A 21451-nucleotide genomic window follows, 5' to 3' on the forward strand; every position below is an offset into this window, starting at 1 on the left:
CTTTAGGCAGAGCCCGTCACGGCTCTTTGCGGGGCTTCACGGCCGGACCCCCGGCACCAGGCCAGTGCCCATCGGTCCTGACATAGTGGGTCCCACCCTGCTGCCTTTCCGGCCGGTCGTCTCCCCCATGCTCTCCGGTCCTCCGGTTTCCAGCACCGTCGATGCCGATCAGCTGCTGGAGCGTTTCCTCACGGGCTCAGCCCGTCAGCGCCGCAGCCTGCTGGCCAGCCTCGGCCAGGCCGGGTCGGCCCTGCTGGATCTGATCCCGGACCGTCTCGACCTCCTCGATGCCACCGGAGACGACTGGGCCGCCGGCCACCTGATCCAGCTGCTGCTGGCCTCCGGTGACACCGCCCGCCAGGAGGCCCTGCTGGCCCGCCATCCCCAGGGCTGGCTGGCCGTCACCAGCGTCGCCGGGCTCGACTACGCGCCCCTGCAGCAGTACCTGATGCGGCAGGCGTTCGAGGAGGCCGACCGGCTCACCAGTGACCACCTGCGCCAGCTGGCCGGCGAGGGGGCCGTGCGCCGCGGCTACGTCTATTACAGCGAGGTCGCGGTCATGCCCGCCACCGACCTCACCAACCTCGACCGACTCTGGACCTGCTACTCCCAGGGACGCTTCGGCTTCTCGGCCCAGGCCAGGCTGCTGCAGGCCTGCCAGGGGCAGTGGGAGCGCCTCTGGCCCCGGCTGGGCTGGAAGACCGACGGCACCTGGACCCGCTACCCAGGCTCCTTCCAGTGGTCGATCGAGGCCCCAGAGGGCCACATGCCCCTGATCAACCAGCTCCGGGGGGTGCGCCTGATGGATGCCCTTCTGCAACATCCCGCCATCCAGGCGCGCCTGGAGGAGGCAGCGGCAGGGCGCCCGCGTTAGGTTCCGGTCAGGCGAATGGGACTACCTGCTTCATGCAGCTCCGCTGGGCCGACTACATCACCCCCTCCACCCTGCAGCTGGCGCCGCTGGTGGAGTTGCTCCTCGAACCCATCGGCTGCGCCCTGCGCCAGGCGGAGCTTCAGCTCGGTCTCCAGGAGGCCCTGGTCAATGCGGTGCGGCACGGCAACGGCTGCGATCCGGGCAAGTGCCTGCGGGTCCGGCGGATCGTCACGCCGCGCTGGGTGATCTGGCAGGTGCAGGACGAGGGCCCTGGCCTGCCGGCCCACGCGCGCCAGGCCTGCTTGCCCTGCCAGGAGGATGCCCCCTCCGGCCGGGGTCTGTTTCTCATCCACCACTGCTTCGACGACGTGCGCTGGAGCGGTCGTGGCAACCGCCTGCAGCTGGCGGCCCGTCGGGCGGCGGTCAGCGCCCGTGGGCAGGACAGCCCGGATCGCTGATCTCGGCCCGCAGCCAGGCCTGGGCGTTCTCCAGCAGGGCGATGGCGCGCAGGCGGCCGTCGGTGGCTGCACTGGCGCCGGGGTCATCGGCGGCGAGCAGCTGGACCAGCGCTGCCGCCAGCTGTTCAGCGGCCCGCCGGGGCCGCTGACGCTTCAGGGCGTGCCACTCCCGATCGCCGATGCTGAGCTGGCGGTGCAGCTGCTCGGCCAGGGGCAGGGCGTCGGCGGGCCAGGAGCGGCTCGCCGGCACGGTGGCGCCGGCCGTGGAAGGCGATCCGGCTGGAGCGGCGGGGGCTTCCACTGGACGATCGGGCCGAAGTGGATCCATCCTGTCGCTCCAGGCCACGCCCTGTCGATCGCGCCGCCATGAGACGTCCCCAGCGCCCCCGCCGCTCCCCGTCCCCCGGAGTGCTCCACCATCTGGCGGCGGTGCTGAGCCTGGCCGGCCGCCCCGGGGCGGTCGCCGCCAGCGGTGTCAGCCTGCGCCGCAGGCGCCAGCGGCTGGAGCTGGCCCAGCGGCTGCTGGACCCGCTCCCGGAGGCCCTGCTGCCGCGCGGGCGCCAAAGCGATCGCTTCTGGACGGCCCTGCGCTGGGGGGGGCTCGGGCTGCTGCTGGCCTGGTTGCTCAGACCGTGATTCAGGCGTCGGCTTCGCCGACGAATTCGAGCGGATGGGGTCGCTGCTCCAGCGCCTCCACCTCACGGCGCTTGAGGGCGGTCCAGTCATCGAGCAGCTCCCGGCCGAAGACATCGCCGGCCAGCAGGTAGTCGTGGTCGGCGGCCAGGGCCGCAAGGGCGGCGCCCAGGTCGGTGGGCAGCCCGGCGGGCTGATGGGCGGGCTCCCGATCAGCAGGGGGGCCGGGATCGATCTGGTGGCGCACCCCATCGAGGCCCGCCAGCAGCATGGCGCTGAAGGCCAGGTAGGGATTGGCGAGCCCGTCGCCCTGGCGCAGCACCAGCCGCCGCCGGCCGGGATCCCTGTCCGGCTCGGGAACGGCCACCACGGTGGCGGAGTCGTGGCGGGCATAGGCCAGCCGGGTCGGCGCCTGGGGCCCGCTCCCCAGCCGCCGGTAGCTGTTGGTGCCGGGGTTGGTGAAGGCGGCCAGGGACGGGCCGTGGCGCAGCAGCCCCCCCAGGTACCAGCGGGCCGTCTGGGAGAGGTCGCCGTAGGTGCCTTCGCCGGCAAACAGGGGATGGCCGGCCTTCCACAGGCTCTGGTGCACCGCCAGGCCGGCGCAGGCGCCCTCCAGGGTGGGCCTGGGCAGGAAGGTGGCGCTCCAGCCGTGGCGGCGGGCCACGTTCCGCACCACGTAGCGGCTCACCATCAGCGCGTCGGCGGCCCGCAGCGGATCGTCGCTGGCCACCGTGAGGTGCTGCAGGGGACCGGCCGCCGGCTGGAGCGGCAGGCGGGCCCGGATCCCCAGGGCCGCCAGGGTCAGCGCCAGCTCGCTGTGCAGAGCCTCCGGCGGAGCGGCCCCGAGGGCGACGCGGTAACCGCAGCCGAGCTCGTCGGCCTGGGAGGTGAGCTCCTGGAACAGGAAGTAGCCGGACTCGGTGCCGAAGCGGGCGGCATCCGCCAGTCCGCTGCCCGCCAGCAGGTCCAGGGCGCGGGCCGCCAGGCTGCGCGGGCAATGGCGGAGGCGCCCAGCGCCGTCGGGCGGCCCCTCGACCGCAGCGATCAGGCTGAGGCTCCGGGGGGCGAGAAAAGGGTCGATCCAGGCGGTGGCCGGGTCCGGATGGAGCACCAGGCCGTCGAGGGCCAGGCCGTGGTGGAAGGCCCCCTCCCCGAGACGATGGGCTTCCAGGCCGATCGACTGCCAGCGCCCCGCCAGGTCCGTCACCTTGAGGTCGATGCGCTCGATGCCGTCGTCTCCGAGGCGGCGCAGGACGTCCTGGGCGGAGGTGGCCATGGCGGGAGGCGGGTGGGAAGGCTGCCGCCACGATGGTGCCCCCCCGATCGGCCGGTGGCCGCGTAACCGTTTCTGTCAGATTCCCCAGAACCAGCCGCAGCACAGGAATCTGGCGGATTGCGAGTGCTACCTTCCGCTTCAGGTGCGTCGATCCGTTTCGTCCATGCGAGATGCCATCACCGGTCTGATCGGTCGCTACGACCAGCTGGGCCGCTATTTCGATCGCTCCGCGATCGATCGGATCGATTCCTATTTCGGTCAGGCGGAGTTGCGGCTGGCTGCGGTCGAGCTGATCAACCGGGAAGCCGCCACCATCGTCCGGGAGGCGGCCCAGCGCCTCTGGCTGGAGGACCCGGAACTGCTGCTCCCCGGCGGCAACGCCTACACCACCCGGCGTCTGGCGGCCTGCCTGCGGGACATGGATTACTTCCTGCGCTACGCCAGCTACGCCCTGGTGGCCGACGACTTCACCATCCTTGACGAGCGGGTGCTGAATGGTCTCGATGACACCTACAAGAGCCTGGGGGTGCCCACCGGTCCCACCGTCCGCAGCATCGCCCTGCTCGGTGAGGTGATCGCCGAGATGCTGGCCGATGCCGGCATGGTGGATACCGCCCTGGTGCGGGCGCCCTTTGAGCACCTCTGCCGCGGCCTCGGCTCCAGCAACGTCCGGGCCCGCTGAGGCGACCGTTCCCTAATCTCAGTTCACTACTGCCTCCCCGCCAGTTCTTGCCTTCTCTCCCAGTGCCTCCATCCGTCAGCAGCGCCCACCGGCTCGCCCTGGACCCCATCGCCACCCCCGAGCGTCTGCTGCTGGGTCCTGGTCCGTCCAATGCCCACCCCACGGTGCTGCAGGCCCTGGCCCGGATGCCGATCGGCCACCTGGACCCCCTCTACATCGACCTGATGGGTGAGGTGCAGGAGCTGCTGCGCTACGCCTGGCAGACCGACAACCGGCTCACCATCCCGATGAGCGGCACCGGCAGCGCCGCCATGGAGGCGACGCTGGCCAACACCATCGAACCCGGCGACAAGGTGCTGGTGGCGGTGATGGGCTACTTCGGCCAGCGCCTGGTCGACATGGCCGGCCGCTACCGGGCCGAGGTGGTCACGATCGAGCGGCCCTGGGGAGAGGCCTTCGACCTGGCCGAACTCGAAGCCGCCCTGATCGCCCACAAGCCCACCATCCTGGCGATGGTGCACGCCGAGACCTCCACCGGGGTGTGCCAGCCGATGGAGGGCATCGGCGACCTCTGCCGGCAGCACGACTGCCTGCTGCTGCTGGACACGGTCACCTCCCTGGGGGCGGTGCCGCTGCACATCGATGCCTGGAAGGTGGACCTGGCCTACAGCTGCAGCCAGAAGGGCCTCAGCTGCCCCCCCGGCCTGGGCCCCTTCACCATGGGCCCCCGGGCCGAGGCCAAGCTGGCCGCCCGTTCCGGCAAGGTGCCCAACTGGTACCTCGATGTCTCCCTGCTCAACAAGTACTGGGGCAGCGACCGGGTGTACCACCACACCGCCCCGGTCAACATGAACTTCGGCATGCGGGAAGCTCTGCGGCTTCTGGCCGAGGAAGGGTTGGAGGCCGCCTGGGCGCGCCACCGCAGCAATGCCGAGCGCCTCTGGGCCGGTCTGGAGCGTCTGGGGCTTGAGCTGCACGTCAGCGAGCCCCTGCGGCTGGCCACCCTCACCACGGTCCGGATTCCCGAGGGGGTCGACGGCAAGGCCTTCAGCCGCCACCTGCTTGACCGCTTCGGCATCGAGGTCGGGGGCGGGCTGGGGGATCTGGCCGGCAAGGTGTGGCGCATCGGCCTGATGGGCTACAACAGCACCCCCGAGAACGTGGACCGCCTGCTCGCCATCTTCGAAAGCGAGCTGCCCGCCTTCCGGCCGTCGCCTGCGGCCGTCGCGGCCGGGGTCGCCTGAGTCAGGCCGGGCCCTCTCTCCTGGCCCGGAGCTCCTGCCGGCCTCGGCGCCGCTGCCGGAACCAGGCCTCCAGCTGCTCCCCGGCCCGCTCCCCCAGCACGCCCCCCCGCACCACCATGTGGTGGTGGGCACTGGGGTGGCGCGACAGATCCAGGCTGCCGCCCAGGCCGCCCCGCTTCGGATCTGCCGCCCCGTAGATCACCGTGCCCACCCGCGCCTGGACCAGGGCGCCGGCGCACATCGGACACGGCTCGAGGGTCACCAGCAGGGTGCAGCCGTTGAAGCGCCAGTCGCCCCGGGCCGCCGCCGCCCGGCGCAGGGCCAGCAGTTCGGCGTGCCCCAGGGGGTCCGCCCGCCGGTGGCGCCGGTTGCTGCCCCAGCCCACACAGCGGCCGGCCTCATCAAGCAGGGCCGCCGCCACCGGGATCTCCCCTCCGGCCCCGACCGCGTCGGCGAGCCGTAGGAGCCGGTCCATCCACAGCAGGCTGGCGGCGTCATTCAGCATGGACGCGTCATGCAGCATGGACTTCTTCTAGCCATGCCTCCGGAGGGGCAAGCGGCAGAATGCCGAAGCCTCCACCGTCGCCGTTGGCCAGCGTCCCCCCCGCCCAGCGGCCAGCGCCGCCCCCCAGGGAGCGCGTCTCCTTCGTGGATCCGTTCCAGGTGGATCCGGCTCTTGAGGCCTTTTTGCATCAGGCGTCGAACCTGCTGTGCCGCTGGCTGGGCGAGGCCGGCCACGGCACACCCCTTCCCGGGCTGAGCGTGCTGCCGGTGGTGGAGCCGGAGGCCGAAGGCCTGGGCAGCGACCGGCTGCTGGCCGATCTCCAGCTGGTGATGGAGGGGGCCTACAACCCCAACCATCCCGGCGCCCTGGCCCACCTCGACCCGCCGCCCCTGTCGGCCTCGATCGTGGCCGATCTGATCTGCGCCGGGCTGAACAACAACCTGCTGGCCGAGGAGCTCTCCCCCAGCCTGAGCCGCCTGGAGCGGGCCCTGTGCGCCTGGATGGCGGGGCGTCTCGGCCTGCCCGAGGGTGCCGGCGGCGTGGCCGCCAGCGGCGGCAGCCTCAGCAACCTGATGGCCCTGGTCACCGCCCGTCACCAACGGGGTCTGGCGACCCGGGGCGACGCGGTGGTGCTCTGCAGCGAGGAGGCCCACGTCTCGCTGATCAAGGCCGTCGCCGTGATGGGCCTGCCGGCCGAGGCCCTGGTGCGGCTGCCGGTGACCGCTGCCGGCGGCCTGGACCCCCTGGCCCTCGAGGAGCGGCTGGCCCGGCTGGATCGGGCCGGCACCCCCGTGATCGCCGTGGTGGCCACCTCCGGCACCACCGTGCGGGGCGCCCTTGATCCGCTGGAGCCGATCGCCGCCCTCTGCAGCCGCTACGGCCACTGGCTGCACGTGGACGGGGCCATCGGGGCGATCTTCGCCTTCAGTGAGCGACTCCGGCCCCTGCTGGGCGGCCTGGGGCTGGCCGATTCGATCACGGTCAACCCCCAGAAGCTGCTCGGCATCACCAAGACCTCCTCCCTGTTGCTGCTGGCCGACCCCCGCCACCTGCAGCGGGCCTTCAACACCGGCCTGCCCTACATGGAGCCCAGCTGGGGCGGCGGCCACCAGGGGGAGGCGGGATTGCAGGGCACCCGGCCGGGGGAGATCCTCAAGCTCTGGCTGGGGCTGCGCCAGCTGGGCCTCGACGGCATGGCCGCCCTGATCGAGGCGGCCGTCCAGCGCCGCAGCGAGCTGGAGCGACGGCTGCGGGCCATCGGTGGCCTGACCCTCTGCAGCGGTCCCCTGCACCTGCTTGCCTTCCGCCCTGAAGGCTCAGGCGCCGCCGGCGCCGAACGCTGGAGTGCGGCCACCCGGGCGGCCCTGCTGGGGGAGCAGCTGATGCTGTCGCGGCCCGTCTACCGGGGGCTCCATCACCTCAAGGCGGTGCTGGGCAACCCCCACACGGGCAGCGAGCACCTGGAGCGCCTGGCCCAGGTGGTGCAGCGCAGCCTGGCGGAGGCCGCCGATGGCTGAACCGAAGCCGGAGCCGGTGGCGCCGCCGCGCCCCGCGACCGACCGCCGTGGCCGGTGGGTGGCGATCCTCACTGGCGCCCTCTCGATCCTGATCGGGGTGGCCTATCTGGTGCTGATCACCGTCCTGGATTCCCGCGGTCCCCTTCAGCCCCCGCCCCCCGAGGCCCTGGGCGTGGCGGCAGCCGCCGCGCCTGCCGCTGCTGAAGCGGTTCCACCACCCGGCTGAGGGCCGTCTCCAGGAAGCGGCGCAGCATCCCCTCCCGCTGGTTGAGGTCGTACTCACGCTGCAGCACCTCCTGCAGCCCGCCATCCCCCCAGTCCTGGTTCTGGCGGAAGTAGGTGATGAAGCTGCGGCCCGCCACCCGGGTGAGCCAGGCGGCGCTGACCGCCTGCACCGCCCGGCTGACGACCAGGGCGGGAAGATTGAGGCTCAGGGCCGAGGTGATCAGCCCCACCCCCCCCTTGATCAGGCCGAGGCCCGCCAGGGTGCGGCCCACCGACAGGGCCAGATCCTGGGCGTTCTCGCGGCTGAGGCTGACCCCGTAGACGCGGCCGATCTCCACCACCATCTGGGCGTTCACCGCGGCGGTGGCGAGCAGGTCGATGCCCGGCAGCGGCGTCACCATCACCACCCCGGCGCCGATCCACATGTACCGGTCGACGATCGTGCCGGCATCGCTGCGGCGTTGGCGGTCGAGCAGATCCTGGCTGGCCTGGCTGAGGCGACGGCACTGCAGCAGCAGGTTGTCGGCGATCAGCTCCTCCCCGTCGGCATGCAGGACGGCGGCGATGCGGCGCAGCAGGGCCTCCACCTCCGGCGCCGGCTGCAGCGGCTTGCCGCCCGGCATCGGCACGCTCTGGGGGGCGGCACTGGTGGGGATCACATCCTCGGGGCCGAGGCGGGCGGCGCAGCGCTGCCGCAGCAGTGCCAGCAGCCGACGCTCCTCCTCTTCACCGCGCAGGTCGCATTTGTTGAGCACCAGCAGCAGCCGCTTGCCCAGCCCCGCCAGGGTCTCGAACACCTCCAGCTCGCTGGCCCGCAGGTCCCCGTCCAGCACCAGCAGCAGCAGGTCGGCCCGGGCGGCCAGTTCCCGGGCCACGCGCTCCCGCTCCCGGCCCTCGCGCCCCGCTTCGAGAATTCCCGGGGTGTCCTCCAGGATCACGGCCCGGGGCAGATCCTTCAGCCGCAGCCGGTAGCGGGTGGCGGCCGTGGTCGAGCCCATCGGCGCCCCCACCTCCCCCACCAGCTCCTGCAGCAGGGCGCGGATCAGGGAGGTCTTGCCGGTCGAGCCGGTGCCGAAGACAACGATCACCAGGTCGCCCCGCTCCAGCTCCGCCTCCATCCGCTGCCGTTCCTGACGCAGGGCCTCCCGCTCCACCGCGTCGCGCACCTGGGCCAGGGTGCGGTCGATGGAGCCCAGGTTCCGCTGGGCCGCCTCCCGGCGGCTGGAGGGCACCGCCGCGGGGGCGGACTTGCCGGGGCCCATCGTCCCGCCCTGCCGCAGCCGGCGCAGCCAGGGCCAGCCCACCTGGGCCAGGGCCACCACCAGGGCCGCCAGCATGACCAGCATCAGCGGCCCCACCATCCAGTAGGGCAGCCAGGTGCTCAGGGTCCACTGCAGCTGCTGGATCGCCTGCAGCACCATGCCCAGCACCACCAGCGCCAGCAGACCCAGAACGACCCAGATCCAGAGCCGCGGCGGCAGCTTCACGGTCCCGGCGGTGCGGAGCGCACGATCTCGCCGAACAGGGAGGCGGCCAGGGAGCTGCTGGCGGCGGTGGGGCTGTTGTCATCGTTGCCCAGCCAGATGCCGATCACCCACTGGCGCCTGGGGGCATAGCCCACGAACAGCAGGTCCCGGCCCTCGTTGGTGGTGCCGGTCTTGCCCCAGCTGCCGGTGCCCACGTAGGCGGCGCTGCCGGTACCGCCGCTGACCACCGCCTCCAGCAGCGTCCGCATCGCCTTGGCGGTGGCGGGGCTCATCACCCGCCGTCCCGGGCTGGTGACCGCCCTGGAGCTGCCGGCGGAGGTCCGGCAATCGGCACCGGCCGGTGTTGCCCCCGTCGGGGAAGCGGCGCACGCCTCGGCATCGGTGAGCCGCCGGATCGTGGTCGGGGCCCGCCAGAGCCCGTCGGCAGCGACGGCGGCATAGGCCGCCGTGAGCTCCAGCAGGGTCACCTCGCTCTGGCCCAGGGCCAGGCCCGGCACCGGGGCCAGGGGGCTGGTGAAGCCCAGGTCCCGGCCCTTGCTGACGACGGCGTCGAGGCCGTCCTTGCGGGCCAGCCGCAGGGCGGCGGTGTTGCTGCTGATCGCCATGGCCTGGCGCAGGCTGAGACTGCCGCCGCAGCCGCTGCTGAAGTGCTGGCCGCCCCAGTCCAGCGGTCCGCAGCCGATCCGATCACCGGGCCGGGCGCCCCGCTCCAGGGCGACGACGTAGGGCACGAGCTTGAAGGTGCTGCCCGGCTGGCGCAGGGCCATCGAGGCGCGGTTGAACTGGCTCTGCAGATAATCCCGGCCGCCGGCGATGGCGCGGATGCCTCCGGTGCGGCTGTCGAGCACCACCACCGCCCCCTGGCTCACCCCCAGGGATCGGCTGGCGTCGATGCGCTGGCGCAGAAGCAGCTCGACCCGCTCCTGCAGCAGCGGATCGAGGTGGGTGTCGATCAGGAAGTTGCCCTCGGCGGCCACCGCCTTGCCCACCTGGTTCTCCAGGTCGCGGCGCACCTGGTCGGTGTAGAAGGGCGCCCCGCGCTGCTGGGCGGAGCGGCAGGCGTCCGCGGCCAGGCGGATCGGCTGGCGCCGGGCGCGGCGCGCCTGGTCGGCGGAGATGCGGTTGGTGGCCGCCATCTTGTCGAGCACCTGGTTGCGGGAGGCGAGGGCCGCCGCGGGATCGACGCAGGGGTCGTAACCGTTCGGGGAGGGGAGCAGGCCCACCAGCAGGGCGGCCTCCTCAAGCTTCAGCGCCGACGCCGGACGGTTGAAGAAGCGCCGGGAGGCGTCCTCGAACCCCCAGACGGCACCGAGATAGACCCGGTTGAGGTAGCTGAGCAGCAGCTCCTCCTTGCTGAAACGGGCCTCCAGCTGCAGGGCCACCAGCAGCTCCCGCCATTTGCGCCCCAGGGTTTCCCCCTGCCCCACCTGCTCCGGGTACAGGCTGCGGGCGATCTGCTGGGTGAGGGTGCTGCCGCCTTCGAGCACCCGGCCCCCCAGGAGGTTGGTGACCAGGGCCCGGGCGGTGCCGATCGGGTCCACGCCCGGATGCCACCAGAAGCGGTTGTCCTCGCTGGCCAGCAGGGCATCGATCAGCACCGGGGGGTAGGCCCCGAGCTCGGCAAGCTCGCGCCGCTTGCGATCGGCCACGGAGGCCACCGGTCGATCCTGGCGGTCGTACAGGAGAAGGGGGCCTCGCACCGTCGCCAGGCTGCCGCGGGTGGGCACCTGGAGCAGGGACAGGGCCAGCAGCAGGCTGCCGCCGCCGGCCACGGCCGCCGCGGCCCGCGCCCCCCAGCGCCCCAGCCTGTCCACGCGGGTGCTGCCGTCGCGCTCGAACAGGAGCGTGGGCAGATCCGCCTGATCGGGGGGCCCGAAGCGCACCCGGTCCCCCTCGCGCAGCACCAGCTCCCGCACCCGCCGGCCCCGCCACCACAGCCCGTTGGTGGAGCCGGCGTCGCTCAGCAGCCAATGCCCGCCGTGGTTCTCCAGCAGGGCGTGGTAGCGGCTGACCGCCGTGTGGTCGATGACGATGGCGTTGTCGGCGGCGCGGCCGATCCGGTAGAGGCTGCCGTGCAGGGGCTGCTCCAGATCCGGCAGGCCCGGCCGCTGCACCGTGAGCCGGGGGCCGGGAGCCCGGGGCCGCAGCCGCTGCTCCAGCCCTTCAAGGATGGCGGTCGGCATGGGGTCGCAGCAGGTCGATGAGGAAGCAGGCCACGGCCAGGTTGATGGCGACGTCGGCGAGGTTGAAGATCGGGAAATGGATCGGGACGAACTCCAGGAAGTCCACCACGGCCCCGTGGCGCCAGCGGTCGATGCCGTTGCCGACGGCGCCCCCGAGCAGCAGTCCCAGGGCCAGCACGTTCCAGAGGCCGGCGAGAGGACGCCACAGGATCCAGAACAGCAGCCCGAGGCTCACCAGGGCGCTCACCAGGCCCAGCTGGTTCGGCGCCCCGGCGAAGAGGCTGAAGGCCGCCCCGGTGTTGCTGACGCGCTGCAGCTGCAGCAGGCCGGGCAGGAGCGGCTGGATGCTGCCGCTGGGTAGGTGTTCCAGGGCCCAGCGCTTGCTGAGCTGATCCAGCCCCACGGCGAGGGCCGCCAGCAGCAGGGGGGCCAGCCGCTGGCGCAGCGTTCTTGCCATCACGAGGGCACCAGCAGCAGACGGCGCAGCAGCCAGGCCAGGACACCGGCAGCGCAGCAGAGCAGCAGCTGGGGCAGCAGGGCCAGGCTGTAACCCACCACCAGGGTCAGGGTGTCCCCGCCCCAGCGGCCGGCCAGGCTCCCCAGGAGCAGGTTGGCGAGGCCGCAGAGGTGCAGCACCACCAGGCCGATGGCGGCGGCGCCGGCGAGGGTCAGGGGATCGTCCATGCCCGGTTGGCGCGCCAGCTTGCCGGTGATCCAGGCGGCCGGCAGGAAGCCCGCCAGGTAGCCGAAGCCCGGATCGAGCAGGTAGCCGACGCCGCCCCCTTCATGGAACACCGGCAGCTGGAACAGACCGACACTGAGATAGGCCACAGCCGCCAGCGTGGCACTGCGGGGACCGCAGACCAGGGCCGTCAGGAGCAGGGCCGGCACCTGCAGGGTGATGCCGAGCGGACGCACGGCCCAGCCCGCGGCCTCATGGACCGGAAAGGCAGCCGGCACCAGACCGCCGACGAGAATCAGGAGAAGGCCGGCGATCGCTCCGCTCCAGGTGGCAAGGGCCCGCAATGAACCGTCCATGGCTGGCGCCCATCCTGCTGCAGCTAGGTTCGGCTGAGAAGGGCCCCCCCCAGCCCGCCCGCCGGGCACCCGTAGCCCCGGAGCCCCCTACAGCCGGACCCAGTACCGATGCCGGATTCAACCCCCACCGACCCGCCCGCCGCCGAGGAGATGGCGCCGACGGTTCCGCCGGTCGAGATCCACCTGGGGGATGCCGTGCGGCTGCGCCAGCCGCTGCGCTACATCAAGACCGCCGACCCGATGCCGATGCTGCGCCCGCCGGATCTGGTGGATCCGGGGGAGGTGGGCCGCGTGGTGGAGATCAGGGCCCTGGATCTGCGGGCCATCCGCTTCCGCCGCGGCACCTTCCTGATCAACGCGACGGATCTGGAACCCGCCCCGGCCGACGGCTGAGGCCGTGGTTCTGCCAGGCCAGCTGCGCCTGCGCCAGGGCCGGGGCCGGGCCCACCAGGCTCAGGGCCGGGGAGGCGAGCCAGCGGCGGGCGGCCGAGCGCAGATCCCCGGCGGCCAGGCCAGGGGCCCGCACCAGCACCCGGCGCACATGGTCGGCGGGCAGGCCCTGGCTGAGCACCAGGGCCAGGCGCTCGGCGATCTGGGAGCAGGTCTGGCGCCCCATGGCGTCCTGCCCCTGGAACTTGGCCAGGGCCAGCAGCCGTGAGCCCTCGTCCAACGGCTCCTCCAGGAGCCGTTGCCACTCGTCCAGCAGGCAGGTGGTGGCTTCCGCCACCCGCTCGGCCGAGGTGGACAGGTGCATGACGAACGGCGCGCCGCCGGCGTGGGCCGGCAGGTGCACACCGACGTCGTAGGCCAGACCACGCTCCTCCCGCATCGTGATGAACAGACGGCTGGACATGCCGAGGCCCAGGTGCGCCTGCAGCAACCGCAGGGCCAGGGCGTCGGGGTGGGCCAGGGGAACGGTGGCGGCCCCCAGCATCAGCACCACCTGTTCGGTGTCCTGCACCTGCTGGCCCAGGGGCCCCGTGGCCGGCGGCGGACCGGCGAAGGGCTGGGTCACCGGGGCGTGGGTGTTCCAGGGGGACGCCGCCAGTTCCCGTTCCAGCGCCTCCCCCAGGTCGGCGGGGGCGTCGCCGCAGAGCACCAGGACGGCGCCGTCGCTGCCGAGCCGTTCCACCAGGGGGCGCAGATCGTCCGGCCCGAGGCCGGCCAGTTCCGTTTCGATCCCGAGGGGGTCATGGCCGTAGGGCCCGTCGCCGTAGAGCAGCCGGCGCAGCTGGTCGTGGGCCAGCTGGAAGGGGTCCTCCTTCTGGCGCTGCAGCATCTGGAGGTTGAGCTGGCGCTCGATCGCCACCTGGTCGGCCTCGAGCCGGGGCCGCCGGGCCATGGCCAGGAGCAGGGGCACCAGGGTGGTGGCGTCGTCGGCGGCGCACTTCAGGGCCAGCACCAGACCGTCCTCGTGGGCCTCCACCCGCAGGGCGGCACCGGCCCCCTCGACGCAGTCGGCGAGGGCCTCGGCATCGAGCGCGCCGCAGCCGCGCGTCATGCTGCCGGCCAGGAGCTGGTGGGCGCCGCGGGCACCGGCGGGGTCGCGGCCGCTGCCGCCGGGAATGGCGAGGCGGGCCGCCAGGATCGCCGGCCCGGGCCGGTGCAGGATCCGCAGCGGCAGGCCGCCCTCCAGGACGCGGCTGTCTTCGCTTCCGGGTGGGGGGGCGATGCTCATGCCGGCACCGCCTCGAGCACGCAGGCCCGGGCCGGATCCAGCAGGGGCAGCATCTGCTCCTGGAGCCGCTGGGGCGACCAGCGCTCCAGCAGTTCCAGGGGATGGCCGAGGGGCTGGGGCCGGCCCCAGAGACGGCTGCTGCCGATCAGGGAGGCCACGCCGCCGGGGGATTCCAGGGAGAAGCGGTAGCCGTTGGCGACGAGGCGCCGGGCCCGTCCCCACTCCTGTTCAGCCAGGGCGTCCTGGCGGAGCTCCTGCCACACCTGCTCGATGGCCTGCCGCACCTCGCCCAGCTCCTCGGGATCGCAGACGGCCTCCAGCAGGGCGATGCTGCCGCCCTCCATGGCATGCAGATCCAGATCGATGCTCTCCACGATCTGCAGCTGCTCCCGCAGCCGTTCCACGAGGCGGCTGCGGCGCCCTTCCGCCAGCACGGTGGTGCCCAGGTCGGCCCCGACCATGGCCTCCAGATCGGCGGCGGGAGGCAGCCACCACAGCATCAGCAGCCGGGCGGCCTCGAGCCGCGGCACCGCCAGCCGGTGCTCCCCCGGGGTGACCCGCAGTTCCGCCGGGGCCATCGGCGCCCCGCTCGCCGCCAGGGACGCGAGCGGGCCGGCGGCGGCCCGCTCCATCAGGGCGCCGTCGCCGACGGCACCGGCGAGGGAAAGCACGCAGCGCCCGGCGGCGTACTGGCGGTGGTGGAAGGCCGCCATGGCGGCCGGGTCATGGTCCAGCAGGGCCTGGCGCCGCCCCAGGATCGGCAGTCCGTAGGGATGGTCGGGACAGGCCAGGGACAGCAGCCGCTGCAGGGCCACCTCCTCGGGCTGGTCCTCGCTCTGGGCCAGCTCCTCCAGCACCACCTGCCGCTCCATCGCGAAGCTGTCGGCGTCGAGCCGGGGCTGCAGCACCAGATCCATCAGCAGATCAAGGGCCTCGGCCGCCGCCTCCGGGGGCATCAGGGCGTGGAAGTGGACATCGTCGAAGCCGGTGGCGGCATTGCTGCTGCCCCCCAGGGCCTCGATGCGGCGATCGAACTCCCCGGCCGCCAGCCCGTCGCTGCCCTTGAACACCATGTGCTCGAGGAAATGGGCCAGGCCGCTCTCCGCTGGTGTCTCGAAGGCGCTGCCGGCGCGGCACCAGAAATCAAGGCAGACCAGGGGGGCGTCCTCCAGGTCGAGCTGCACCAGTTCGACCCCGTTGGCGAGGGTGTGGCTGACGGGGGCGGCCAGACCGGGCAGCAAGGACCCGCAACAACCCAGGGAATCGCTCACGGATGCATGGCAGGATCCGCATTCTGCTGTGACGACGTGTCCATGGGTGAGGTCGCACCGGCCGTTGACGGTGGCATCCACCCCCTGGTGGATTCCCTGGCGGAGCGGATCCGGCTCTGTCGCAACGCTCTGCCGGATCTGGCCCCTTTGGCGATCGACCCGGAACTGGAGGCGATCAGCGGCAGCCTGGACGGGGATGCCCTGTTCATCCGCAACGAGGTGCACCGCTGCCGGGGGCTGCGCAAGCTGCACCTGGAGACGGCGCGCCTCGGGGCCGGGCTGCAGATCCTCCACTGCGTCTTCTTCCCCGATCCCCGCTACGACCTGCCGGTGTTCGGCGCCGACATCGTCGCCGGCAAGGCCGGGGTGAGCGCCGCCATCGTCGATCTCTCCCCCGTTGGGGAGACCCTGCCGGAGGCGATCGCGGCGGCCCTGGCCGACCGGACCCGGCCCGCCTTTGCCCAGGTGCGCGAGCTGCCCCCCTGGGGGTCGATCTTCTCCCCCCACGTGCTGTTCGTGCGGCCGGAGTCGGAGGCGGAGGAAAAGGGGTTCGTCGACGAGGTGGCCACGTTCCTCGGCGTGCTGGCCACAGCGGCGGCAACGAGCCCTTCCCAAGCCCATGACGATCCGGCTACGGTTGCGCGATGGAGCGGGCAGCTGAGGTATTGCAAGCAACAGAAACAAAACGACAAGACCCGGAGGGTGCTGGAGAAGGCGTTCAACCCCCAGTGGGCGGACCGCTACATCGAGGACCTGCTCTTCGACGACCCACCGGTCCCTGGCGCAACGGCCTGATCGTCGCCGGTGTGGCGGGTCTGCTGGTAGGCGGTGTCGTCTTGTACCAGCGCCTGCAGCCCGCCAAGCCTCCGGCCGCCGCAGTCGCCCGTCCGCCGGCCCCGGTGGAGGCCGTGGCGGCCCTGGGCCAACTGGAGCCCGACGGTGACGTGCGCATCCTGGCGGCGCCGATCACGGGCATCGGCGGCAGCCCCCGCATCACCGAGCTGCTGGTGGCCGAGGGTGACCGGGTGCGGGCGGGCCAGCTGCTGGCCCGTTTCGACAACCAGCCCCTGCAACGGGCGGAACTCGAGCTGATCCGCACCCGGATCGCCAACCTGAGCCGCCGGCTCACCATCCAGACCCGCGACCTGGCGCGCTATCGCAAGCTGGCCAGCGACGGCGCCTATTCCGCCGCCGATCTCGACGTGCTTGAGCAGCGCACCCTGGAGCTTCAGGGTCAGCTGCAGGAGGCCCGGGCCTCCCTGGTCAAGGCCACCACCGACCTGGTCAACACCGAATTGCGGGCCCCGATCGACGGCACGGTGCTGCGCATCCAGTCCCGCGTCGGCGAACGGCCCGGCGACAAGGGCATCCTCGAGCTGGGGGCCAGCGATCGCATGGAGGCCTCGATCGAGGTCTACGAGAGCGACATCGATCGGGTCCGGGTCGGCCAGGCGGTCACCCTCACCAGCGAAAACGGCGGCTTCGACGGCACCCTCCGGGGCACCGTGACGCGCATCAGTCCCCAGGTCCGCCAGCGGGAGGTCCTCTCCACCGATCCCACCGGCGACGCCGATGCCCGTGTCGTCGAGGTGCGGGTGCGGCTTGATCCCCAGGATGGGGCGAAGGTCGCCGACCTCAGCGGCCTCAAGGTCATCGCCCGCATGCAGCCATGAGCCTCTGGCAGGGACGCCGCATCCCGCTGGCCTGGCTGCTGCTCACCCGCCAGCCGATGCGCCTGGCGGTGGCCCTGGCCGGGATCACCTTCGCCGGGATCCTGATGTTCATGCAGCTGGGCTTCCGCGACGCCCTGTTCGACTCCAGCGTCACGGTGCACAAGCTGTTCGACACCGATCTGGTGCTGCTCAGCCCCCGCAGCAAGAGCTCGATCAGCATGACCGGCTTCCCCGAGCGACGGCTGGTGCAGGCCAAGGCCGATCCGGACGTGACCGGCATCACCCCGGTGCACTGGAACCTGCTGCTCTGGCGCAACCCCGAGACCAAGGGCACGCGTTCGATCCTGGCCCTGGGGTTTGAGCCGGGGGATCCCCTGTTTCTTGATCCGGCCGTCACCGCCATGGCGCCCCGCCTCACCCAGAAGGGCCGGGTGCTTTTCGACGACCTCTCCCGCGATGAGTTCGGACCGGTGGCGAAGTGGTTCCGGGAGGGCCGGACCGTGGAGAGTGAGGTGGCCGGCAAGCGGCTGCGGGTGGCGGGCCTGTTCAGTTCAGGGCCGTCCTTCGGTGCCGACGGGAACCTCCTCACCAGCCGGGAAACCCTGCTGAGCCTGGTGCCGAACAACCCGCCCGGCAGCATCGAGCTGGGTCTGATCCGCCTGCGTCCCGGGGCCGACCCCGCCCAGGTGGTGGACCGCTTGCGCCGCCTGCTGCCGGAGGACGTGACCGTGCTCACCAAGCAGGGCTTCCTGGACCTGGAGATGGACTACTGGCGCACCAGCACCGCCATCGGCTTCATCTTCACCCTGGGCGCTGCCATGGGCTTCGTGGTGGGCTGCGTGATCGTCTACCAGATCCTCTATTCCGACGTCAGCGACCACCTGCCCGAATACGCCACCCTGATGGCCATGGGCTACAGCCTGCTCACCCTGCTGGGGGTGGTGGCGCGCGAGGGGCTGCTTCTGGCGATCTTCGGCTACGTGCCCGCCTACATCGCCGGCCAGGTGCTGTACGCCGCCATCCATGCCGCCACCAAGCTGCCGGTGGCGATGGCCGGCGACCGGTCCATGACCGTCTTCCTGATGATCCTGGTGATGTGCATGGGGTCGGCGGCGATGGCGATGCGCAAGCTGGGCGACGCCGATCCGGCCGACATTTTCTGAGCCCTTCCTTCCTGAGCCGATGACCACGCTCCACACCGGTTCCGCCCCGCCCGTCGCCAGAACGGCCGATGGCTCCGCCACGGTGTCGGTGCGGGGGCTCAGCCACTGGTACGGCACCGGCGCCATGCGGCGCCAGGTGCTCCAGGGCATCGATCTGGAGATCCACCCCGGCGAGGTGGTGCTGCTCACGGGGCCTTCCGGCTGCGGCAAGACCACCCTGCTCACCCTGGTGGGGGCCCTGCGCCAGGTGATGGAGGGGTCGGTGCGGGTGCTGGGCTGCGAGCTGAACGGCTCCAGCCGCCATGAGCGCCAGCTGCTGCGCCGCAGCGTCGGCATGATCTTCCAGGGCCACAACCTGCTGCGCTGCCTCACCGCCGAGCAGAACGTGCAGATGGGGGCCGACCTGCTGCCGGATCTGGGCTACCGCGCCCGTCGTGACCTCTCCCGGGAATGGCTGCGGGCCGTGGGCCTCTCCGACCACCTCGGCAAGCTCCCCCACGACCTTTCCGGAGGCCAGAAGCAACGGGTGGCGATCGCCCGGGCCCTCGCCGCCCACCCCCGCCTGCTCCTGGCGGACGAGCCCACCGCCGCCCTCGACAGCCGCACCGGCCGGGAGGTGGTGGAACTGCTCCAGCGCCTGGCCCGGGACGAGGGCTGCGGCGTCCTGATGGTCACCCACGACCCCCGCATCCTCGATGTGGCCGACCGCCTGGTGCGGATGGAGGATGGCCGGCTGTGGGCCGGTGAGGCCGTGGTCGGGTGAGTAGGGTGGAGCATCACAGTCTTTTCAAGGCTCGCATCACCTATGTCGAAACGCAGGAACCTCAAGAAGGAAAAGCAGGAGCGCAACCGGGCCTACGCCCGCAAGTTCAAGAAGCGCAAGCTGCGTAACGACGGCCGCGGTGAAGGGGCCGGCAACGGCGTGACCGGCACGGCCAACAACGGCGGCGCCGCCGACTGATCACGCCTGTCCGGTCAAGGCGGCACCGGGGGGATTCGATCGGGATCCCCCTTTTTTCATGGCTGCCACGACCGACCCACCCGCTGCCTGCGGCCCTGCCTCGCACCTTTACCCGATGTTCATCAGCGTCGTCATCCCCACCTACAACCGGCTGCCGATCCTGCGCCAGTGCCTGCAGGCACTGGAACTCCAGGAGACCGGCGGCCCCCTGCAGGCCTACGAGGTGGTGCTGGTCGATGACGGCTCCACCGACGACACGGTGCGCTGGCTGGATGCCCATGCCACCGCGTTCCCCCATCTGCGCCTGATCCGCCAGGACCACGGTGGCCCCGCCGAAGGTCGCAACCGGGGCGTGGACGAGGCCCGCGGCGATGTGATCGTCTTTATCGACAGTGATCTGGTGGTGACGGAGCGGTTCCTGCTGCACCACGCCACGGCCCTGGCGCGGGCCTGGGAAGAGAGCGGCGACCGGCTCTGCTTCACCTACGGCGCCGTGATCAACACCCACAACTTCGAAGCGCCCACGTCGGAGCCCCACAAGCTGCGGGATCTCTCCTGGGCCTACTTCGCCACCGGCAACGTGGCGATCGACCGCCGGGTGCTGGAGCAGTCGGGCCTGTTCGACACCGGCTTCCGCCTCTACGGCTGGGAGGATCTGGAGCTCGGGGAACGGCTGCGTCGCATGGGCGTGCGGCTGGTGCGCTGCCCCGAGGCCGTGGGCTACCACTGGCATCCGCCCCTGAGCCTCGAGCAGATCCCCGATCTGGTGCGGGTGGAGCGGGAACGGGCCAAGATGGGCCTGGTTTTCTACCGCAAGCACCCCACCCGGCGGGTGCGCTTCATCATCCAGTACACCTGGCTGCATCTGGCCCTGTGGGAGCTGCTCACCCTCGGCGGCCTGATCAATGAACGGACCCTGAGGCCCCTGCTGCGCTGGCTGATCCGCCACGACAAGGCGGGGTTGGCGATGGAGCTGCTGCGGCTGCCCCTCAACCGCTTCGGGGTGCGGGCCCTCCATGCCGAAGCCCGCCAGCAGGGCCATTTGGTAGGTTGACCCGGTCACACCAACACCGCACACCTGCACGTTTCGGGTGATCCGCCCCCCTTCCCTGGGAGCGGCATCCCTGGCAGGTGGAGGCCAACCCGAAACCCCACAACCCCAATGGCTGTCGTCACTCTCGCCGAGATGATGGAAGCTGGTGCCCACTTCGGACACCAGACCCGTCGCTGGAATCCCAAGATGTCGCGCTACATCTATTGCGCGCGCAACGGAGTCCACATCATCGATCTCGTGCAGACCGCCGTCTGCATGAACAACGCCTACAAATGGACCCGCAGTGCCGCCCGCAGCGGCAAGCGCTTCCTGTTCGTCGGCACCAAGAAGCAGGCCTCCGAGGTCATCGCCCAGGAAGCTGCCCGCTGCGGCGCTTCCTACGTCAACCAGCGCTGGCTGGGCGGCATGCTCACCAACTGGAGCACGATGCGGGCCCGCATCGACCGCCTCAAGGACCTGGAGCGCATGGAGTCCTCCGGCGCCATCGCCATGCGGCCCAAGAAGGAAGCCGCCGTGCTGCGGCGTGAGCTCGACCGTCTTCAGAAGTATCTGGGCGGCCTCAAGAACATGCGCCGCCTGCCCGATGTGGTGGTGCTGGTGGATCAGCGCCGTGAGACCAACGCCGTGCTCGAGTGCCGCAAGCTCGACATCCCCCTGGTGTCCATGCTTGACACCAACTGCGATCCCGATCTCTGCGACGTTCCCATCCCCTGCAACGACGACGCCGTGCGTTCCGTCCAGCTGGTGCTGGGCCGGCTGGCGGATGCCATCAATGAAGGCCGCCATGGAGCGCAGGATCAGCGCGGCGGCGACGACGACGCCTGAGCCGTTCTCTCCCTCCCGACCTCCCCTACTCCCACCCCATGGCTGAGATCACTGCCAAGCTCGTCAAGGACCTGCGCGACAAGACCGGCGCGGGCATGATGGACTGCAAGAAGGCCCTCACCGAATCCGGTGGGGATGCCACCAAGGCCGCCGAATGGCTGCGCCAGAAGGGCATCGCCACCGCCGAGAAGAAGGCCGGTCGTACGGCGGCCGAAGGGGCCGTCGGCAGCTACATCCACACCGGTGCCCGCGTCGGCGTGCTGGTGGAGGTGAACTGCGAGACCGACTTCGTGGCCCGCGGTGAGCTCTTCCAGGAGCTGGTGCGCAACGTGGCGATGCAGATCGCCGCCTGCCCCAACGTGGAATACGTCAGCACCGACGACATCCCCCCCGAAGTGGCGGAGCGGGAGAAGTCCATCGAGATGGGTCGCGACGATCTCGCCGGCAAGAAGGAGGAGATGAAGGTCAAGATCGTGGCGGGGCGCATCGGCAAGCGCCTCAAGGAACTGGCCCTGATGGACCAGCCCTTCATCCGCGACAACACCGTGACCGTCGGGGAGATGGTCAAGTCGGCCGCCGGCAAGACCGGCGAGAACATCCGGGTGCGCCGCTTCACCCGCTACACCCTCGGTGAGGGCATTGAGGTGGAGCAGTCGGATTTCGCCGCTGAAGTGGCGGCGATGGGCAAGGCGGCCTGAGCCGGA

Annotated in this window: 24 protein-coding genes; 15 read left to right on the forward strand and 9 right to left on the reverse strand. The window is 71.6% G+C overall.

The features are described from left to right. Positions 1-127 precede the first annotated feature (127 nt). Both KUG38_RS10030 and KUG38_RS10035 read left to right on the forward strand, forming a co-directional pair. Positions 128-874, forward strand: a complete 747-nt coding sequence (locus KUG38_RS10030) for a GUN4 domain-containing protein (RefSeq protein WP_216921026.1) — start codon at positions 128-130, stop codon at positions 872-874. Between the two features lie 32 nt (positions 875-906). After that, positions 907-1332: an ATP-binding protein gene (locus KUG38_RS10035; RefSeq protein ID WP_094584503.1), complete on the forward strand. Its 426-nt coding sequence runs from the start codon at positions 907-909 to the stop codon at positions 1330-1332. On the opposite strand, the gene KUG38_RS10040 is transcribed toward KUG38_RS10035, so the two are convergent. Continuing rightward, positions 1298-1633, reverse strand: coding sequence for a DUF6439 family protein (locus KUG38_RS10040; protein WP_353617772.1), 336 nt, complete (start codon positions 1631-1633; stop codon positions 1298-1300). The two genes, KUG38_RS10035 and KUG38_RS10040, sit on opposite strands and share 35 nt — an antisense overlap. A gap of 65 nt (positions 1634-1698) precedes the next feature. On the opposite strand from KUG38_RS10040, the gene KUG38_RS10045 reads away from it, so the two are divergent. Continuing rightward, positions 1699-1968, forward strand: coding sequence for a hypothetical protein (locus KUG38_RS10045; RefSeq protein WP_216921030.1), 270 nt, complete (start codon positions 1699-1701; stop codon positions 1966-1968). A gap of 1 nt (position 1969) precedes the next feature. Here KUG38_RS10045 and KUG38_RS10050 read toward each other — a convergent pair whose 3' ends face one another. Further along, the gene (locus KUG38_RS10050; RefSeq protein ID WP_216921032.1) at positions 1970-3241 is read right to left on the reverse strand and encodes a type I glutamate--ammonia ligase; all 1272 of its coding nucleotides are present in this window, start codon (positions 3239-3241) and stop codon (positions 1970-1972) included. A 163-nt stretch (positions 3242-3404) separates the two neighbouring features. Here KUG38_RS10050 and KUG38_RS10055 point away from each other — a divergent pair, with 163 nt between their 5' ends. Together KUG38_RS10055 and KUG38_RS10060 are read left to right on the forward strand one after the other, a co-directional pair. Further along, on the forward strand, positions 3405-3923 hold the full coding sequence (locus tag KUG38_RS10055; protein ID WP_190609337.1) for an allophycocyanin subunit beta: 519 nt from the start codon (positions 3405-3407) through the stop codon (positions 3921-3923). A 62-nt stretch (positions 3924-3985) separates the two neighbouring features. Further along, positions 3986-5167: a pyridoxal-phosphate-dependent aminotransferase family protein gene (locus KUG38_RS10060; RefSeq protein WP_353617773.1), complete on the forward strand. Its 1182-nt coding sequence runs from the start codon at positions 3986-3988 to the stop codon at positions 5165-5167. A gap of 1 nt (position 5168) precedes the next feature. Here the strand turns inward: KUG38_RS10060 and KUG38_RS10065 are convergent, their stop codons facing one another. Then, entirely contained in the window at positions 5169-5672 is a 504-nt protein-coding gene (locus tag KUG38_RS10065) for a nucleoside deaminase (protein WP_216921035.1), read from the reverse strand. Between the two features lie 83 nt (positions 5673-5755). On the opposite strand from KUG38_RS10065, the gene KUG38_RS10070 reads away from it, so the two are divergent. Next, a complete protein-coding gene (locus tag KUG38_RS10070) occupies positions 5756-7189 on the forward strand; it encodes a pyridoxal phosphate-dependent decarboxylase family protein (RefSeq protein WP_216921037.1) in 1434 nt (477 codons plus the stop codon). A 116-nt stretch (positions 7190-7305) separates the two neighbouring features. Here KUG38_RS10070 and KUG38_RS10075 read toward each other — a convergent pair whose 3' ends face one another. The 4 genes from KUG38_RS10075 to KUG38_RS10090 are packed head-to-tail and all read right to left on the reverse strand — an operon-like array spanning position 7306 to position 12122. Continuing rightward, entirely contained in the window at positions 7306-8901 is a 1596-nt protein-coding gene (locus KUG38_RS10075) for a YcjF family protein (protein WP_216921038.1), read from the reverse strand. Then, positions 8898-11084, reverse strand: coding sequence for a transglycosylase domain-containing protein (locus KUG38_RS10080; protein ID WP_216921040.1), 2187 nt, complete (start codon positions 11082-11084; stop codon positions 8898-8900). Before KUG38_RS10080 ends, KUG38_RS10075 begins: the two co-directional genes overlap by 4 nt. After that, entirely contained in the window at positions 11065-11541 is a 477-nt protein-coding gene (gene lspA, locus KUG38_RS10085; protein WP_216921042.1) for a signal peptidase II, read from the reverse strand. The genes KUG38_RS10080 and lspA overlap by 20 nt, the downstream gene beginning before the upstream one ends. Further along, the gene (locus KUG38_RS10090) at positions 11541-12122 is read right to left on the reverse strand and encodes a biotin transporter BioY (RefSeq protein ID WP_233133811.1); all 582 of its coding nucleotides are present in this window, start codon (positions 12120-12122) and stop codon (positions 11541-11543) included. The genes lspA and KUG38_RS10090 overlap by 1 nt, the downstream gene beginning before the upstream one ends. 108 nt (positions 12123-12230) lie before the next feature. On the opposite strand from KUG38_RS10090, the gene KUG38_RS10095 reads away from it, so the two are divergent. After that, positions 12231-12515, forward strand: a complete 285-nt coding sequence (locus tag KUG38_RS10095; RefSeq protein WP_353617774.1) for an NAD(P)H dehydrogenase assembly family protein — start codon at positions 12231-12233, stop codon at positions 12513-12515. On the opposite strand, the gene KUG38_RS10100 is transcribed toward KUG38_RS10095, so the two are convergent. Continuing rightward, positions 12475-13800, reverse strand: a complete 1326-nt coding sequence (locus tag KUG38_RS10100; protein WP_216921043.1) for a M16 family metallopeptidase — start codon at positions 13798-13800, stop codon at positions 12475-12477. The genes KUG38_RS10095 and KUG38_RS10100 overlap by 41 nt on opposite strands. Next, a complete protein-coding gene (locus KUG38_RS10105) occupies positions 13797-15071 on the reverse strand; it encodes a M16 family metallopeptidase (RefSeq protein ID WP_216921045.1) in 1275 nt (424 codons plus the stop codon). The genes KUG38_RS10100 and KUG38_RS10105 overlap by 4 nt, the downstream gene beginning before the upstream one ends. 42 nt (positions 15072-15113) lie before the next feature. Between KUG38_RS10105 and KUG38_RS10110 the strand changes: the two genes are divergently transcribed. The 8 genes from KUG38_RS10110 to tsf all read left to right on the forward strand — a co-directional run bounded on the left by KUG38_RS10110 (position 15114) and on the right by tsf (position 21445). Continuing rightward, positions 15114-15866, forward strand: a complete 753-nt coding sequence (locus KUG38_RS10110) for a phycocyanobilin:ferredoxin oxidoreductase (protein WP_216921047.1) — start codon at positions 15114-15116, stop codon at positions 15864-15866. 11 nt (positions 15867-15877) lie between these two features. After that, complete coding sequence (locus KUG38_RS10115) at positions 15878-16744, forward strand: efflux RND transporter periplasmic adaptor subunit (RefSeq protein WP_216921049.1); 867 nt, start codon at positions 15878-15880, stop codon at positions 16742-16744. After that, the gene (devC, locus tag KUG38_RS10120; RefSeq protein ID WP_216921051.1) at positions 16741-17907 is read left to right on the forward strand and encodes an ABC transporter permease DevC; all 1167 of its coding nucleotides are present in this window, start codon (positions 16741-16743) and stop codon (positions 17905-17907) included. Before KUG38_RS10115 ends, devC begins: the two co-directional genes overlap by 4 nt. 19 nt (positions 17908-17926) lie before the next feature. Beyond that, positions 17927-18670, forward strand: a complete 744-nt coding sequence (locus KUG38_RS10125; RefSeq protein WP_216921053.1) for a DevA family ABC transporter ATP-binding protein — start codon at positions 17927-17929, stop codon at positions 18668-18670. Between the two features lie 42 nt (positions 18671-18712). Beyond that, positions 18713-18868, forward strand: coding sequence for an Asl3888 family RNA-binding protein (locus KUG38_RS10130; protein WP_011293689.1), 156 nt, complete (start codon positions 18713-18715; stop codon positions 18866-18868). A 115-nt stretch (positions 18869-18983) separates the two neighbouring features. Then, positions 18984-19922 (forward strand): glycosyltransferase family 2 protein, encoded by a 939-nt coding sequence (locus KUG38_RS10135; protein WP_216921728.1) that lies wholly within the window; start codon positions 18984-18986, stop codon positions 19920-19922. 108 nt (positions 19923-20030) lie between these two features. Further along, positions 20031-20747 (forward strand): 30S ribosomal protein S2, encoded by a 717-nt coding sequence (gene rpsB, locus KUG38_RS10140; protein ID WP_094584520.1) that lies wholly within the window; start codon positions 20031-20033, stop codon positions 20745-20747. A 38-nt stretch (positions 20748-20785) separates the two neighbouring features. Then, on the forward strand, positions 20786-21445 hold the full coding sequence (tsf, locus tag KUG38_RS10145) for a translation elongation factor Ts (RefSeq protein ID WP_106219942.1): 660 nt from the start codon (positions 20786-20788) through the stop codon (positions 21443-21445). Positions 21446-21451 lie beyond the last annotated feature (6 nt).

The sequence above is a fragment of the Synechococcus sp. CCAP 1479/9 genome, from assembly GCF_019038535.1.
GTDB lineage: Bacteria > Cyanobacteriota > Cyanobacteriia > PCC-6307 > Cyanobiaceae > Cyanobium.

Bases quoted from the DNA above. Each gene is read 5' to 3' on its own strand.
- devC (WP_216921051.1), top strand. From the start codon at position 16,741: ATGAGCCTCTGGCAGGGACGCCGCATCCCGCTGGCCTGGCTGCTGCTC.
- rpsB (WP_094584520.1), top strand. From the start codon at position 20,031: ATGGCTGTCGTCACTCTCGCCGAGATGATGGAAGCTGGTGCCCACTTC.
- KUG38_RS10065 (WP_216921035.1), bottom strand. From the start codon at position 5,672: ATGCTGAATGACGCCGCCAGCCTGCTGTGGATGGACCGGCTCCTACGG.
- KUG38_RS10080 (WP_216921040.1), bottom strand. From the start codon at position 11,084: ATGCCGACCGCCATCCTTGAAGGGCTGGAGCAGCGGCTGCGGCCCCGG.
- KUG38_RS10135 (WP_216921728.1), top strand. From the start codon at position 18,984: ATGTTCATCAGCGTCGTCATCCCCACCTACAACCGGCTGCCGATCCTG.
- KUG38_RS10050 (WP_216921032.1), bottom strand. From the start codon at position 3,241: ATGGCCACCTCCGCCCAGGACGTCCTGCGCCGCCTCGGAGACGACGGC.
- KUG38_RS10125 (WP_216921053.1), top strand. From the start codon at position 17,927: ATGACCACGCTCCACACCGGTTCCGCCCCGCCCGTCGCCAGAACGGCC.
- KUG38_RS10100 (WP_216921043.1), bottom strand. From the start codon at position 13,800: ATGAGCATCGCCCCCCCACCCGGAAGCGAAGACAGCCGCGTCCTGGAG.
- tsf (WP_106219942.1), top strand. From the start codon at position 20,786: ATGGCTGAGATCACTGCCAAGCTCGTCAAGGACCTGCGCGACAAGACC.
- KUG38_RS10095 (WP_353617774.1), top strand. From the start codon at position 12,231: ATGCCGGATTCAACCCCCACCGACCCGCCCGCCGCCGAGGAGATGGCG.
- KUG38_RS10090 (WP_233133811.1), bottom strand. From the start codon at position 12,122: ATGGACGGTTCATTGCGGGCCCTTGCCACCTGGAGCGGAGCGATCGCC.
- KUG38_RS10110 (WP_216921047.1), top strand. From the start codon at position 15,114: ATGGGTGAGGTCGCACCGGCCGTTGACGGTGGCATCCACCCCCTGGTG.
- KUG38_RS10035 (WP_094584503.1), top strand. From the start codon at position 907: ATGCAGCTCCGCTGGGCCGACTACATCACCCCCTCCACCCTGCAGCTG.
- KUG38_RS10045 (WP_216921030.1), top strand. From the start codon at position 1,699: ATGAGACGTCCCCAGCGCCCCCGCCGCTCCCCGTCCCCCGGAGTGCTC.
- KUG38_RS10030 (WP_216921026.1), top strand. From the start codon at position 128: ATGCTCTCCGGTCCTCCGGTTTCCAGCACCGTCGATGCCGATCAGCTG.
- KUG38_RS10055 (WP_190609337.1), top strand. From the start codon at position 3,405: ATGCGAGATGCCATCACCGGTCTGATCGGTCGCTACGACCAGCTGGGC.
- KUG38_RS10130 (WP_011293689.1), top strand. From the start codon at position 18,713: ATGTCGAAACGCAGGAACCTCAAGAAGGAAAAGCAGGAGCGCAACCGG.
- lspA (WP_216921042.1), bottom strand. From the start codon at position 11,541: ATGGCAAGAACGCTGCGCCAGCGGCTGGCCCCCCTGCTGCTGGCGGCC.